Annotated in this window: 12 protein-coding genes; 2 read left to right on the forward strand and 10 right to left on the reverse strand. The window is 52.4% G+C overall.

Features of this window, described 5'->3' with window-relative positions; translation table 11 throughout:
- The first annotated feature begins 13 nt into the window (after positions 1–13).
- A complete protein-coding gene (locus tag ACKPCT_RS07475) occupies positions 14–1,039 on the forward strand; it encodes an endonuclease/exonuclease/phosphatase family protein (RefSeq protein WP_090068780.1) in 1,026 nt (341 codons plus the stop codon).
- A 45-nt stretch (positions 1,040–1,084) separates the two neighbouring features.
- Here the strand turns inward: ACKPCT_RS07475 and parC are convergent, their stop codons facing one another.
- The 8 genes from parC to rpoZ form a co-directional block, all read right to left on the reverse strand.
- The gene (gene parC / locus ACKPCT_RS07480; RefSeq protein ID WP_090068778.1) at positions 1,085–3,325 is read right to left on the reverse strand and encodes a DNA topoisomerase IV subunit A; all 2,241 of its coding nucleotides are present in this window, start codon (positions 3,323–3,325) and stop codon (positions 1,085–1,087) included.
- A gap of 140 nt (positions 3,326–3,465) precedes the next feature.
- The gene (recO, locus tag ACKPCT_RS07485) at positions 3,466–4,206 is read right to left on the reverse strand and encodes a DNA repair protein RecO (protein ID WP_090068992.1); all 741 of its coding nucleotides are present in this window, start codon (positions 4,204–4,206) and stop codon (positions 3,466–3,468) included.
- Positions 4,207–4,296: 90 nt separating this feature from the next.
- Entirely contained in the window at positions 4,297–5,232 is a 936-nt protein-coding gene (gene era, locus ACKPCT_RS07490; protein WP_319568840.1) for a GTPase Era, read from the reverse strand.
- 61 nt (positions 5,233–5,293) lie between these two features.
- Positions 5,294–6,001, reverse strand: a complete 708-nt coding sequence (gene rnc / locus ACKPCT_RS07495; protein WP_319568841.1) for a ribonuclease III — start codon at positions 5,999–6,001, stop codon at positions 5,294–5,296.
- A gap of 266 nt (positions 6,002–6,267) precedes the next feature.
- Entirely contained in the window at positions 6,268–7,020 is a 753-nt protein-coding gene (lepB, locus tag ACKPCT_RS07500; protein ID WP_090068772.1) for a signal peptidase I, read from the reverse strand.
- Positions 7,021–7,264: 244 nt separating this feature from the next.
- Positions 7,265–7,681: a holo-ACP synthase gene (gene acpS / locus ACKPCT_RS07505; protein WP_090068770.1), complete on the reverse strand. Its 417-nt coding sequence runs from the start codon at positions 7,679–7,681 to the stop codon at positions 7,265–7,267.
- 88 nt (positions 7,682–7,769) lie between these two features.
- Positions 7,770–10,010, reverse strand: a complete 2,241-nt coding sequence (locus ACKPCT_RS07510; protein WP_319568842.1) for a RelA/SpoT family protein — start codon at positions 10,008–10,010, stop codon at positions 7,770–7,772.
- 256 nt (positions 10,011–10,266) lie between these two features.
- Positions 10,267–10,671, reverse strand: a complete 405-nt coding sequence (gene rpoZ / locus ACKPCT_RS07515; protein WP_090068766.1) for a DNA-directed RNA polymerase subunit omega — start codon at positions 10,669–10,671, stop codon at positions 10,267–10,269.
- 377 nt (positions 10,672–11,048) lie between these two features.
- On the opposite strand from rpoZ, the gene ACKPCT_RS07520 reads away from it, so the two are divergent.
- Complete coding sequence (locus tag ACKPCT_RS07520; protein WP_090068764.1) at positions 11,049–11,636, forward strand: LabA-like NYN domain-containing protein; 588 nt, start codon at positions 11,049–11,051, stop codon at positions 11,634–11,636.
- A gap of 134 nt (positions 11,637–11,770) precedes the next feature.
- On the opposite strand, the gene ACKPCT_RS07525 is transcribed toward ACKPCT_RS07520, so the two are convergent.
- Positions 11,771–12,817: a dipeptidase gene (locus ACKPCT_RS07525; RefSeq protein WP_090068762.1), complete on the reverse strand. Its 1,047-nt coding sequence runs from the start codon at positions 12,815–12,817 to the stop codon at positions 11,771–11,773.
- Positions 12,818–12,885: 68 nt separating this feature from the next.
- On the reverse strand, positions 12,886–13,626 hold the full coding sequence (locus ACKPCT_RS07530; RefSeq protein WP_090068760.1) for a glutamine amidotransferase-related protein: 741 nt from the start codon (positions 13,624–13,626) through the stop codon (positions 12,886–12,888).
- Positions 13,627–13,641: the final 15 nt, after the last annotated feature.

A 13,641-nucleotide genomic window follows, 5' to 3' on the forward strand; every position in this document is an offset into this window, starting at 1 on the left:
TCATGAGGGTCGCATGCCAAGGCGCATCAGATTAATTCTGGATATCTGCATATTCGCTGGGTTGGCCACGGGGGCCATCATCTCTTCCCTTGCGCTATTGGGGGCTTTCGTCCCGATTCTGGATGTCATCAATCATTTCCAACTCGTCATCATGACCCTTGGGCTCATTGCGCTGGCAATGAGTTTTGTCTGGCCGAGCACCCTGTTGGCTCTCAAGCGCTTCGGGCGTTGGCTCGTGCTCTTTATTCTCTGCTGTTCAGCGATCATTTTGCTACCGGAATATTTTCACAGGCAGTCGTTTTTCCAAGCTGACGCGGCCCTGTCCGAGAGCCGTTCTGTGACGCCCCTGAAGCTTATGAGTTTTAACATCTATATGGGCACGCGCGACAAGCAGGCTCTGGCGGATACGATACTCTCGGCCAATCCCGATGTTGCCGCATTGCAGGAGTACGCGCCCAAGCGCTTCCGTAATCAGCCAGACCTGAAAAAGGCCTATCCCTTTCAGGCGCGTTGTCAGTCATGGCGCATCTGCACCCTTGCCATCTATTCAAAGCACAAGCTCACCGATATCAAATCCTACAATATCGGCACCCAAGCCCAGAGAAACCCCATGCATGGCAAGCTTCTGGCAGCAACGGTTCATCCAGCAGGGGCGCGTGCCTTCCGGCTCTATAGCGTACATCTGGCTTGGCCGCTGCCTCTTGCCGAGAAGCAAGGGCAATTGGCAACCCTATCGCGCATCATTGACGAAGAGAGAAAGCAATGGACGCTACAGGTCATCGCTGGGGATTTCAATTCAACAGGTTGGGCCTTCCGTGTGGATGCCTTTGCCGAACAAGCAGGCCTTGAGCGGCGCGATCATTTCGTTCCGACCTTCCCCTCGCCCAATTCGGTTATCAAGCATCTGCGTCTGCCGGCCTTTCTGAGCCTTGATCATATCCTGACCAGCGCCACAATTGAGTCGACCTCTGTCGAACGCTTTTCAGCGCCCATCGGCGACCACTGGCCCATCATGACGACGCTCTATATGCCTCACTGACACCTGCGCATATAAAAACACCGGAGCAAGCTCCGGTGTTGATGATCAATTCTCGAATTTGTTGCTCCGCGGAAAGCCATTGGGCGGCAAGCGCCCGGCCTGTCCGCGTTCACCGAGCCATTCAGCCAAGTCATCCAAAGTTCGATGATAGCTGCGTCCGGAGCTGTCTTTCCATGTCAGGCCTTCCTCGCCAGAGAAAGTGATCACGTCTGAAATGCCGCCGTCCTTGTAGCGCTGAAGCATAACACCGCGACCCCGGTTCATTTCGGGCAGCTGTTCCAGCGGGAAGATCAGCATCTTGCGGTTTTCGCCGATGACGGCAATACGATCGCCCTTGGCAACCTTGCAGAGCTTGGCCTCGACCGGAGCGCTCACATTAAGCACCTGTTTGCCCTTGCGGGTGTTGGCGATGAGGCTTTCTTCCTTGGTTATGAATCCTCGACCATCTGTCGCCGTCACGAGCAGCTTGCGATCGGGCACATGCACAAACATGTCGACCACATCGACGCCGGGCTCCATGTCAATCATCACGCGGATCGGTTCGCCATGGCCGCGCCCACCTGGCAGCTTGTCAGCCTGCATGGTGAAGAAACGCCCATTCGTGCCCATAAGCAGCAGCTTGTCTGTGGTCTCGGCCTGAACAGCAAATTTGAGTTTGTCGCCATCCTTGAAGTTGAGGCTGCTAAGATCAGAGATATGCCCCTTCATGGCGCGGATCCAGCCTTTTTCAGAGAGAACCAGCGTAACCGGTTCGCGCTCGACCATGGCCAGATTGATATCTTCGATATCACGCTCGCTGGCTTCGCCAAACTGCGACCGACGACGCCCCAGTTCGGTATCCGGCCCGAAAATCTTGTAGATCTCACGAATTTCCTTGGAAATGCGCTTCCACTGCAACTCTTCGGAACCCAGCATCTCAATCAGTTCGGCCCGTTCCTTGCTGAGACTATCATGCTCGGTGCGGATCTCGATTTCTTCAAGTTTGCGCAAGGAGCGCAAGCGCATGTTGAGGATTGCCTCAGCCTGAATTTCAGACAGGCTGAAAGATTTCATCAACTGGGCTTTGGGCTCATCCTCATAGCGAATGATGCGGATCACTTCATCCAGATTGAGATAGGCAATCAGATAGCCATCGAGCACTTCGAGGCGATGCTCGATCTTGCCAAGGCGGTAACGCGACCGACGCTGCAACACATCACGACGATGATCAAGCCACTGCCGCAACACTTCGCGCAGGCCCAGCACCCTTGGCACGTTATGCTCATTGAGCACGTTCATGTTGAGGGAGATGCGGCTTTCAAGATCGGTCAACTTGAATAGCGCTTCCATCATCAGGTCAGGATCAACCGTGCGGTTCTTCGGCTCCAGCACAACGCGGATATCTTCAGCCGACTCATCACGCACATCGACCAACAGGGGCAATTTGCGGTTCTGGATGAGATCGGCGATCCGCTCGATCAAGCGCGACTTCTGAACCTGATAAGGAATTTCTGTGACAATGATCTGCCAGGCCCCGCGGTTCAGCTGTTCGATTTCCCATTTGGCTCGCACGCGGAAGCCACCGCGCCCGGTCTGATAGGCTTCAAGGATATGCTCCTTGGGCTCGACAATAATGCCGCCGGTTGGGAAATCCGGCCCGGGCATCAGATCGAGCAGCTTTTCATCTGTACAATTGGGATATTTGATGAGGTGAAGGGATGCTTCACACAGCTCGGAAACGTTATGCGGCGGAATGGAGGTCGCCATGCCCACGGCAATGCCGCTTGAACCATTCGCCAGCAAATTGGGAAAGTTCGCAGGCATGACAACGGGCTCTTTGTCCTCGTTGTCATAGGTCTCGCGAAAATCCACAGCGTCTTCGTCAAGCCCCTGCATCATGAGGCGAGCGACCTCGGTCATGCGGGCTTCGGTGTAACGCATCGCAGCAGCACTGTCGCCGTCGATGTTGCCGAAGTTGCCCTGCCCGTCCACCATGGGGTAGCGCGAGGCGAAGCCCTGCGCCAGACGCACCATGGCATCATAGACAGCGGTATCACCATGCGGGTGATATTTACCAATCACATCGCCCACAACACGGGCAGACTTCTTGAAGCCACCCGTAGGGTCCATCTTGAGCTGGCGCATTGCATAGAGAATGCGGCGATGCACCGGCTTGAGGCCGTCGCGCACATCTGGCAGCGCACGCTGTGTGATCGTTGACAAGGCGTAAGCAAGATATCGCTCTTCCAACGCTTCGCGCAGGTTGATGCTCTCAAACTCGCCGGACTTTACAATTTCGTTTCCCATGCAGGTTGGTTATAGAAAAAGGGCGATTCGTGCAATTGTTTGCATCGCGAATCAACCATATTCCAGCAGAATAGCCCCCAGTTTGCACGCCGGCGACATATCCGCTTAGGTTCGAAGGTCACCATCCGTAACCACGATGTCTAGTCTTCCAGCGTCAAATCCTTGCGCACGGCGGCTATGAAGCTCTTTCTAAGGTCCGGTGCGTTTCGCTCCAAGGGGCGGTAGACATGGCGATCCAGAAAAAAGGATGTCAGCTCAAAACCCTGGGACAATTCCTCAAAGGAAACACGGTTTGACGACGCTTTACCGCGCAGAAAGGCTGGCAGTGGCAGCATGCGGTCATGATAGGGTTTGCCAGCTTCAGCGCAAACAGCCCTGCCCGATTTGGGCGAAACATAGATGAGATCGTCTGTTCGACCTGTGGCTGCGCATTGCTCCAGATCGAGCCCATAGCCAAGCTCGGAGAGCATGGCCAACTCATAACGCACCATGAGCTCACCGGCGACATCGCCTTCTTCGAACTCATCCACGATCACCTTGAGCGCCTGAAACAGATATGGATGCGCATCCCGCTCGGGCAAGAGACGGGTCAGCTCCGATATGAACTGCATCCCATAGGTGCCAAGCGGCAGGGCCATCAATCTTGCGGCACGGGAGGTCAAAAGCTCTGTTGTCATTTGACCCAGATGGTTTTCCAGCCGTGCGCGCCAAACAACCGTGAGACTGTTGCCCGGTTGCAAGACGGGTTGCTGACGGCGCGAGCGCCCCCCTTTGACGAGCCCCATCACGCGCCCATGGCTACGGGTCATCACCTCCAGCAAAACAGAGGTTTCACCGTGCCTTTTCGTGCCAAGAACAATCGCTTCGTCAGTCCATTCCATATGGCAAAGATGCTTTGGTTCGACGAAAAAGGGAAGAACCAAATGAGGTTCTTCCCTTTTCATTCATTCACATTTATCGCGTAGCAGGCGTTAGATAGGGAAATCGATACCCATTTCACGATAGCGTTCCGGATCATCAACCCAGCGCTCACGCACTTTAACAAACAGGAACAGATGCACCTTGGTTTCCAACAGCTCCATCAGCTCTTTACGAGCTGCGGTGGAAATGGCCTTGATGGTGGCGCCGCCCTTGCCCAGAACGATCATTTTCTGGTTGTCACGTTCCACATAGATCACCTGCTCGATCCTGACCGAACCATCTTTCTTCTGCTCCCATTTTTCGGTTTCCACCGTTGAAGCATAGGGCAGTTCCTGATGCAGGCGCAGAAAAACCTTTTCTCGGGTAATCTCGGCTGCCAGCTGACGCATGGGCAAATCCGAAATCATGTCTTCTGGATAAAGCCAAGGCCCTTTCGGCATATGATCTGCGAAATAAACCATCAGATCATCCGTGCGATCACCGTTAAGAGCCGACACCATGAAGGTTTCGTCAAAGGCGATACGATCATTGAGCTGCTGAGCCAGAGCCAACAGGCTATCGCGTTTCACAAGGTCGATCTTGTTCAGGATCAGAACCTTGGGCAGTTTGATATCCTTGAGGCGATCGAGAATATCCTCGATCTGCTCGGTTACCCCTTTGCGCGCATCCACGATCATGCCGATGACGTCGGCATCCTTGGCTCCCCCCCATGCGGTATTGACCATCGCCGTTTCAAGACGGCGTTTGGGGGCAAAGATACCCGGGGTATCAACGAAAATAACCTGCTTTTCGTCCTTCAGTGCAATGCCCCGAATAAGCGAACGGGTGGTCTGCACCTTGTGTGTGACGATGGACACCTTGGAGCCGACCAATTCATTGACAAGGGTCGACTTACCCGCGTTTGGTGCGCCGATCAGGGCGACATATCCGCATTTGGTTTCTGTTTCCGGCGTGTCACCAGACATTGGAGAGGATGTATCTGACATAAACGTCCTTATGTTTCAGGGCCTTTGTTTCAAAGCCCTTGTGAGGTAATCGAAGGGGACGTCACTTGACGTCCGCACTCCACTGTCCTTCTCTTATAAGCATCGTCCGGGCAGCATCCTGCTCGGCAATGCGTTTTGACGGGCCCTTGCCCTGTGCCGACTTGAGGGTCGGCACTTCGACATTCAATGTGAATTCCGGTTCGTGGTCGGGGCCTGTGCGTTCCACCAGCCGATAGGTTGGCGGTGGCAGCTTGTTGCCCTGCACCCATTCCTGCAATGTGGTTTTGGCATCGCGCAACGGACCGGTCCAGTCCAGCATGCGCCTCTCCCAATAATGCTTGACGATATCGCGGGCTTTCTCGAAACCGCCATCTATATAGATGGCACCGATAATTGCTTCGCATACATCACCAAGGATCGCTTCCTTTTTGCGACCACCAGCTTGCGCTTCTCCCTCGCCGAGGCGGATATAGGGGCCTATTCCGATTTCTCTGGCCACTTCCGCGCAGGTTTCATTGCGCACAAGACCATTGAAACGACGGGCCAATTCCCCTTCATCTGCCTTGGGAAAGGCTTTCAGCAACATATCGGCTATCGTGACAGCCAAGACGCGATCACCAAGAAATTCATGCCGTTGGTAGGTTTGATCTACCTGCAAGCGTGGTGACGCAACAGTACTGGAGTGGCTCAAAGCGCGTTCCAGCTGTGATCTGTCCTTGAATTTATAGCCGAGATGCTCTTCGAGTTTTGCCACATCTCTTTTCTTCATGTAACCCTAACCTGTTTCCTTCCTTTTGTATTTTCTAACATCAGTATTTTATTACAGAGCCTTATATAGAGAATGCCACACAGAGAGTTTCTGCGCGGCATATTGCTTAATATGAGAGGTCTCTTCTTTGCCAATCAAGACGGTCTTATGTGTGCCAAACCGCTCCTTTTGGCAAGTCTCCCGTTACATTTATACAGACAATCGGGAGTGAAGCAACCGGCGGTCATCATCCACTCCCATACTGACTTATTCATGCAACTCTGTTTCTAGTCATTGGTATCCGGCTTGAGGCTTGTGAACCAACGTTCCCAGCGGGCTGCACTTGGCCAACTCCAGATCTCCCAAGGGGCCTTGCCATCGCCAATGGAGAAGAAGATCACCTGAGCCTTGCCAACCAGATTTTCAAACGGCACATAGCCGACATTGCTCAAGACACGGCTATCCGAGGAATTGTCCCGGTTGTCGCCCATCATGAAGTAATGGCCCGCAGGCACTTCATAAACCGGCGTGTTATCGAGATAGTTGTTGTCAGTCAGGTTGAGCGTGGTGTAGCTGACGCCATTTGGCAGGGTTTCACGGAAGCGTTCAACCCGCGTCTTGCGCCCCTGTGCGTCCGTATCGATGAAGTCTTCAATCCGCTCATGCTGAACCGCAGTACCATTGATATAGAGCTGACCGCCAATCATCTGGATCTTGTCGCCGGGTAACCCGATGACGCGTTTGATATAGTCAACCGACGGATCGCGCGGCAATTTGAACACGACGATGTCACCGCGCGTGGGTTCGCTGGCCAAAATGCGCCCGGAGAAAAGAGGCAAACCGAACGGCATCGAATAACGCGAATAGCCATAGCTATATTTTGAAACGAACAGATAGTCGCCAATCAGAAGTGTCGACTTCATGGAACCGGAGGGTATCGAGAAGGGCTGAAATAGAAGCGTTCTCACCACGAGCGCTAGAAGCAGCGCCTGAATAATGACCTTGATGGTTTCCCCAAGGCCACCCTCATTTTCTTTCATGCTATCGTCTGACACACTGAATTCTCTTTTTTAAATCATGACCGGCAGGTTTTTGTAAAAATCTGGCCGATGGCCTTGTCGGTCATATCCATTCAAATTGGTTCATGTTTGGTAATAGCGGTAGCGTACCGCCGATACAATCAAGAAAACACAATGGCAGAAAAGTCTGGCATTCCTGTGTACATATGACCGTATAAGTGAACAAAAAAGCAGTTCGAAGGGTCTTTGTACCCTGATTGTGGCGCTATTGTGCTGACGGCCAGTTTTCCGGGATTGCCGAAATGATGACATAGGCCTGAGCGATGGGATATTCATCCGTGATGGTCAGATCAATCTGAGGCACGAAACCGGGCGGGATCATAGACTGCATTCGCTTCAGCGCGCCGTTGGTTAGCACCATGGTCGGCTTGCCCGTCCAAAGGTTGCTAACACCCATATCACGCCAGAAGACACCATGAGAAAGCCCCGTTCCCAATGCCTTTGAACAGGCTTCCTTGGCAGCGAACCGTTTGGCATAGGAGGCTGCCCTCTGAGCCTTGCGCTCCGAGCGTGCAATTTCCTTTTCGGTAAAGACACGCTGAATGAAGCGTTCGCCAAAACGATCAAGAGATTTTTCAATGCGTCTGATGTCGATCAGATCATTCCCGGTGCCGATAATCATGCGTTTGTTTCTTCCTTTCTCTTCATGCCTCGCCCCGGTCAGGCTTTTATTTAACTGCGCCTCTGACTGGTCTGTCAAACACCTTCAATCAGTTGACTCGCCATGCCTTGGACACTGTTTTCTTGCTACGGATCTGTTCGATAATCCGGTTGAGATGATTGAGGTTCCAGACTGACAAATCGATAGTCATTTCATGGAAATCACTCATCTGATGCTCCATCTTGATATTCTCGATATTGCCGTCATTCTCGGCAATGACATTGGCGATAGACGCAAGACTGCCCGGTTCATTAAGGATGGAAACCTCGATCCTTGCCGGAAACCGCTCTGTATTCTCCTCATCGATATCCCAACGGACATCAAGCCACCGCTCCGGCGTGTCTTCAAACTGACTAAGAGCCGGAGAATGAATAGGATAGATGGTAACCCCTTTACCCGGAGTGTGAATGCCAACGATCCTGTCGCCAGGCACGGCTCCTCCTTCAGGAGCGAAGGTAACGGGAATATCGGCAGAAAGGCCACGGATCGGGATAGACCGCTGACCGGACTGATGGGCGTTCTTGCCATTTTGCTTTCGGCCAGAGCCGGGAATGCGGAACTTCATAGCCGAGGCATGAGGCAGGCCGAACCACCCTTCCCCTCGCTCGCCTTCGCTCTGGGCTGCCCGCTGGTCCTGATAATCAGGGAACACCGCCTCGATCACCATACGGGACTGGAGTTCCCCTCGTCCGACGGCCGCCAGCGCGTCGTCCAATGTCTGGAAACCAAGCCGCGACAAGGTAACCTTGATCTGTTCGGTGGAATATTCCTGATCAGCCCGTTTGAAGGCATTCTGCAAGATCTGCTCTCCAAGGCCGGCATATTGCTTGCGCACAGCTGCTCGCGTAGCCTTGCGAATGGCAGCCCGCGCCTTGCCCGTGGCTGCTATATTCTCCCATGCAGGCGGAGGCGTCTGCGCCTTGGAGCAGATAATTTCGACCTCGTCACCATTGTTCAGCTCGGTCACCAGCGGCATGACGGCGCCATTGATCTTACAGCCGATGCAGGTATCCCCGATATCGGTATGAACCGCATAGGCAAAATCAATGGGAACGGCACCACGTGGCAAGGCAATGACGCGCCCTTTTGGCGTGAAACAGAAGACCTGATCCTGAAACAGCTCCAGCTTTGTATGCTCGAGGAACTCTTCAGCCGAGTTACCCGACGAGAGCAGCTCAACTGTCTGTCGCAGCCATGAATAGGCGTTGCTGTCGCGGGCCAGACGCCCCAAAGACCGCCCCCCCTTGGTCTTGCCGCTAACATCTTTATACAGTGCGTGGGCCGCGACACCATATTCAGCGAACTGGTGCATTTTATGCGTGCGGATCTGCAACTCAACGCGCTGCCGCCCGGGGCCGATCACCGTGGTGTGGATGGAGCGATAATCGTTGGGTTTGGGGGTTGATACATAATCCTTGAAGCGACCGGGTACGCACGGCCAGATGGTGTGCACGATGCCGAGCGTTCGGTAACAGGCTTCAACATCTTCCACCAGCACGCGGAAGGCATAAATATCGGACAATTGCTCAAAGCCGATATTCTGTCGCTGCATCTTGCGGAAAATGGAATAGGCCTTTTTTTCACGACCACGAACGGATGCCTTCAAGCCCTTCTCAGCGAAAGTCTTTTCCAACTCCCCTTCAATTTCGGAGATGATGGTCTTGTTGCGCTGACGCACCTCTTCAAGACGTGCATTGATGGCTTCGTAAGCTTCAGGATTGACATATTTGAAGGAAAGACCTTCCAACTCTTCGCGAATATCCTGCATGCCCATACGCTCGGCGAGCGGCGCGTAGATATCGATGGTTTCCTGTGCGATACGATGGCGCTTGTGCTCGGGCACATAGTGCAAGGTGCGCATATTGTGCAAACGGTCTGCCAGTTTGACGATCAACACGCGCACATCATCGGAGATGGCGAGCAACAGCTTGCGGATATTTTCCGCCTGCTTGGTGCGGCGGGACACCAGATCAAGCTGGCTGATCTTGGTCAGCCCCTCAACGAGCTTGCCGATTTCTTCGCCGAACATGGAATCAAGTTCTGTGCGTGTTGCGTCTGTATCTTCCAGCGTGTCATGCAACAACCCGACGGCGATCGTTCCATCATCCAGCCGCAAATCCGTCAGGATGCCGGCAACCTCGAGAGGATGCACGAAATAAGGGTCACCGGACGCACGCTTCTGTTTGCCATGTTTGCGCATGGAATAGACATAAGCCTTGTTCAACAGGGCTTCGTCAGCATTGGGATTATAGCTTACAACTCTCTCGACGAGTTCGTACTGACGCATCATGGCGAAGAAGAGACCTCAATTGTTAAGCGCCCGAAACCACTCGAGCCCATACGGTTTGTTTCCAAACCAGAAACCGGAACGCTAAAAACTAGAAACTGAAGACGATGTTCTGCTGGCGGAGACTCGCCAGACTGGGCAAAACCGACTCCAGACCATGCCGGACAGCCAGAATTGCAGAACAAAGTAAAAAAGCCAATAAAAAAGGCGGACTTATGACGCCCGCCTTTTCAAACTCAAGTCTGATACCTTGCTGCGCTCAGTCGTCGTTACGATCTGGCGGCACTAGGCTTTCCAATCCGCGCAGAAGCTCTTCTTCAGACATCTGGTCGAAGACGACTTCATTCTTGTTCTCAGAAGCAACACCTTCATATTCGGTGGTTGCAGCTTCGTCAGCGGTGATCAGCTGAACTTCTTCAGTCTCGGGCTCATCAACCTCAACATATTTCTGAAGCGAATGGATCAGATCTTCTTTCAGGTCTCCCGGGGATACAGTTTCATCTGCAATTTCCCGCAGGGCAACAACCGGATTTTTGTCATTGTCGCGATCAACCGTAATCGAAGAGCCACTAGAAATCATGCGCGCACGATGACCGGAAAGCAGCACGAGCTCGAAACGATTCTCAACCTTATCAACGCAGTCCTCAACAGTGACGCGTGCCATAGACGATCTCCTTAATGGGGGATTTTCCCCCTAGATAAAGCGATTTTTTTTATTTGACAAGGGCGAACCTTTGCAAAACTGGGCCTGAAACCGATTTCATACGCTTTTGTCAAAATTTTGGATACCATATACATGATTATCATGTTGTGATTTCGTTTATAATCTGTTTTTCTTGGTGGTTATTGAATATAAATTTGTATAGACTAAGAATCGATTTGATTTCGCGAGATTGCAATTCATTGTTTCGAATAATTTAAAGATTCAATAACGCATTTTTAAATCTTGCATTCACTTACAAGGCTTAGAGCAGACGTGTTTGTATACGACACTCATCCTGAAATTGAATCCAACGAAAAACCAGCATAAAGGGTGACTCCGTGTTTGATCCTAGAGAAAAAGTTGCGCTATTTATCGACGGGGCCAATCTGTACGCAACGACCAAGACTCTTGGTTTCGATATTGACTACAAAAGGCTTCTGAGAGAATTCCGCGGCAAAGGGTATCTTCTGCGAACTTACTACTACACTGCCCTGGCCGAAGATCAGGAATATTCATCCATTCGTCCTTTGATCGACTGGCTTGATTATAACGGTTATCATGTTGTTACCAAGCCGACCAAAGAATTCACGGATTCTGCCGGACGCCGAAAAATCAAAGGCAACATGGACATCGAGCTAACCATTGATGCGATGGAGCTTGTGGAGCATGTTGATCACTTCGTGATTTTCTCTGGTGACGGAGATTTCCGCAAACTTGTAGAAGCCTTGCAGCGCAAGGGTCGCAAAGTCAGCGTTGTTTCAACGATGTCAACCCAGCCGCCAATGATCGCTGATGAGCTTCGCCGACAGGCAGATCATTTCATTGATCTGGCCCATATCGCAGACCGCATTGGTCGCGACGCGAGTGAGCGCCCACAGCGGATGCCTGTACAGAATGACTATGAAGATGGAGACTATGACGATTGATCGTCAGTCCGTCTGCCCCCAATTGAAAAAGCCCCGTTTTCATACGGGGCTTTTTTTGTTCGCCATTCAAGCTGTGTCTGGACCGTTCCAAAAAGAACAGCCAAATGCCCGAATAGCATCGGCCTGCCCAAAAATCAAAGGCCAGAACGCTCCAGCATGGAAAGCCAGTTCTTGTAGGCAATCTTGGCAATCAGCTCATCACCAAAGCCACGCGCCTGCATCCGCTCTATCAGAGCTGGGTTTCCGGCTGCGGAGCCAATCCGACGCGGCACTGTCGTTCCGTCAAAGTCCGAGCCGAGACCTACGCCCTCTTCTCCCAGTTTCTCGACGAGATAGGCCAGATGGTCGACCATGATATCGAGGTCCATATCCAGCTGGGACTTGTCTCCATCCGAGCGCAGAAAGCCGATTGAGTAATTCAGCCCTACCAGCCCCTTGCTTTCAGCGATGGCCGAAAGCTGTTTGTCCGTCAGGTTTCGACGCGATTTGCAAAGGGCATGCACGTTGGAATGGGTTGCAAGCAGCGGCTTGTCGGATACCGCATGGACATCCCAGAACCCTTTTTCATTGAGGTGAGACAGGTCGATAAGGATGTTGAGCGCATTGCATCGCTTGACCAGTTCCTTGCCAAGCTCAGTCAATCCCGGGCCAGAATCAGGACTTCCGGGGAAATCAAACGGCACGCCATGACCAAAGATATTACTGCGGCTCCAAACCGGACCAATGGACCGCAAACCAGCTTCATGTAAAATGGACAAAGCATTGAAATCTGCATCAATCGCTTCAGCCCCTTCGATATGGAGCATGATCGCAAGAGCATTGTCTTCCATCGCCTTTCGAATGTCCTGACTGGAAAGACAGATACGAATGCGATCACTAGATTCCCGCGCCAGAAGCATTGCGCGCGCCATCATGGCGTCGGTCAAGTCGAACGCGTAGGTCTGCTCAATCGGCTTTACCATGGACTGGAAGTCCGGCTTGCTGCCCAATTCCTGCACTGGCGGCACGAACATGGCAAACAGCCCTCCGGCAAAGCCGCCTTCCTGCGCCTTGGGAAAATCGATATGCAGGCGTTCATCCCCTTCCATAAAGGACATGGGAGAGCCCTCACGCGCGGCCATTTCAAGCCTTAGCAACGTGTCATTGTGGCCATCGAAAATTGGCAGGGAAGCATTGTCCATTTTAATCTCGTTTTTCTTTTTGTTTCGTTGCGCCACTTACGGCATCGATTCAATCGCAGGACCGGCGCTCAAACTGGTTTGCGATCCCACGACTGATGAAAGAACAGCATCATCCATTGCGCCACTCGGTCCGCATCGACCGGGTCATTCACATGGGATAAAGCTACATCTGCATCTTGTTCTGTCATGGCAGTGCCGCGTCTCTTGTGAAGCATGGTTTCCACGATACCGCTGGATAACTCGGGATGGAGTTGCAGGGAAAGCCCAGCCTTTCCATAAGCGATCATGCCATTGGGGCAGAATTCGTTGCCCGCGATCAGACAACCGCTTTCAGGCAAAACTGTGACTTGATCCTGATGACTTGCCTGTAGCGCAAAAGTTTCGCCATCGCCATTCATCCATGCGGGGCGTTCCCTGTCGTTCAGGGAAATTTTATAGGTGTGGACAGCCGCTCCCCATTTGCCCGAAGGCGCTTTTTCAACCACGCCCCCCATAGCTGTTGCCATGATCTGATGGCCAAAGCAGATGCCAATGGTTGGCTGGTCGGCCTTGATCGCCTCTCTGATGAAGGCTTCAAGACGGATCATCCAGGGCAGTTTTTCATAAGCGCTGTGCAGTGATCCAGTTACAATCCAACCGTCACAATCCTTTGTGTCTTCAGGGAAATTGTCCTCATAGACATCATAGCTGGCAAAGGTCAGGCTCGGCTCCTGCTTTAAGAGCAACGCCTTGAACATATCATCAAACGTACCAAACTGTTTGACGAGCTCCTCAGGCAGCGGACCAGCAACAAGCAAACCAATTTTCATACCATCAAAGCTCCA

Origin of the sequence: Cohaesibacter marisflavi, from assembly GCF_963665895.2 — a bacterium.
Lineage (GTDB): Bacteria > Pseudomonadota > Alphaproteobacteria > Rhizobiales > Cohaesibacteraceae > Cohaesibacter > Cohaesibacter marisflavi.

Excerpts from the sequence above, each read along its gene's own strand:
- ACKPCT_RS07475 (WP_090068780.1), top strand. The coding sequence starts at position 14 with ATGCCAAGGCGCATCAGATTAATTCTGGATATCTGCATATTCGCTGGG.
- parC (WP_090068778.1), bottom strand. The coding sequence starts at position 3,325 with ATGGGAAACGAAATTGTAAAGTCCGGCGAGTTTGAGAGCATCAACCTG.
- recO (WP_090068992.1), bottom strand. The coding sequence starts at position 4,206 with ATGGAATGGACTGACGAAGCGATTGTTCTTGGCACGAAAAGGCACGGT.
- era (WP_319568840.1), bottom strand. The coding sequence starts at position 5,232 with ATGTCAGATACATCCTCTCCAATGTCTGGTGACACGCCGGAAACAGAA.
- rnc (WP_319568841.1), bottom strand. The coding sequence starts at position 6,001 with ATGAAGAAAAGAGATGTGGCAAAACTCGAAGAGCATCTCGGCTATAAA.
- lepB (WP_090068772.1), bottom strand. The coding sequence starts at position 7,020 with ATGAAAGAAAATGAGGGTGGCCTTGGGGAAACCATCAAGGTCATTATT.
- acpS (WP_090068770.1), bottom strand. The coding sequence starts at position 7,681 with ATGATTATCGGCACCGGGAATGATCTGATCGACATCAGACGCATTGAA.
- ACKPCT_RS07510 (WP_319568842.1), bottom strand. The coding sequence starts at position 10,010 with ATGATGCGTCAGTACGAACTCGTCGAGAGAGTTGTAAGCTATAATCCC.
- rpoZ (WP_090068766.1), bottom strand. The coding sequence starts at position 10,671 with ATGGCACGCGTCACTGTTGAGGACTGCGTTGATAAGGTTGAGAATCGT.
- ACKPCT_RS07525 (WP_090068762.1), bottom strand. The coding sequence starts at position 12,817 with ATGGACAATGCTTCCCTGCCAATTTTCGATGGCCACAATGACACGTTG.
- ACKPCT_RS07530 (WP_090068760.1), bottom strand. The coding sequence starts at position 13,626 with ATGAAAATTGGTTTGCTTGTTGCTGGTCCGCTGCCTGAGGAGCTCGTC.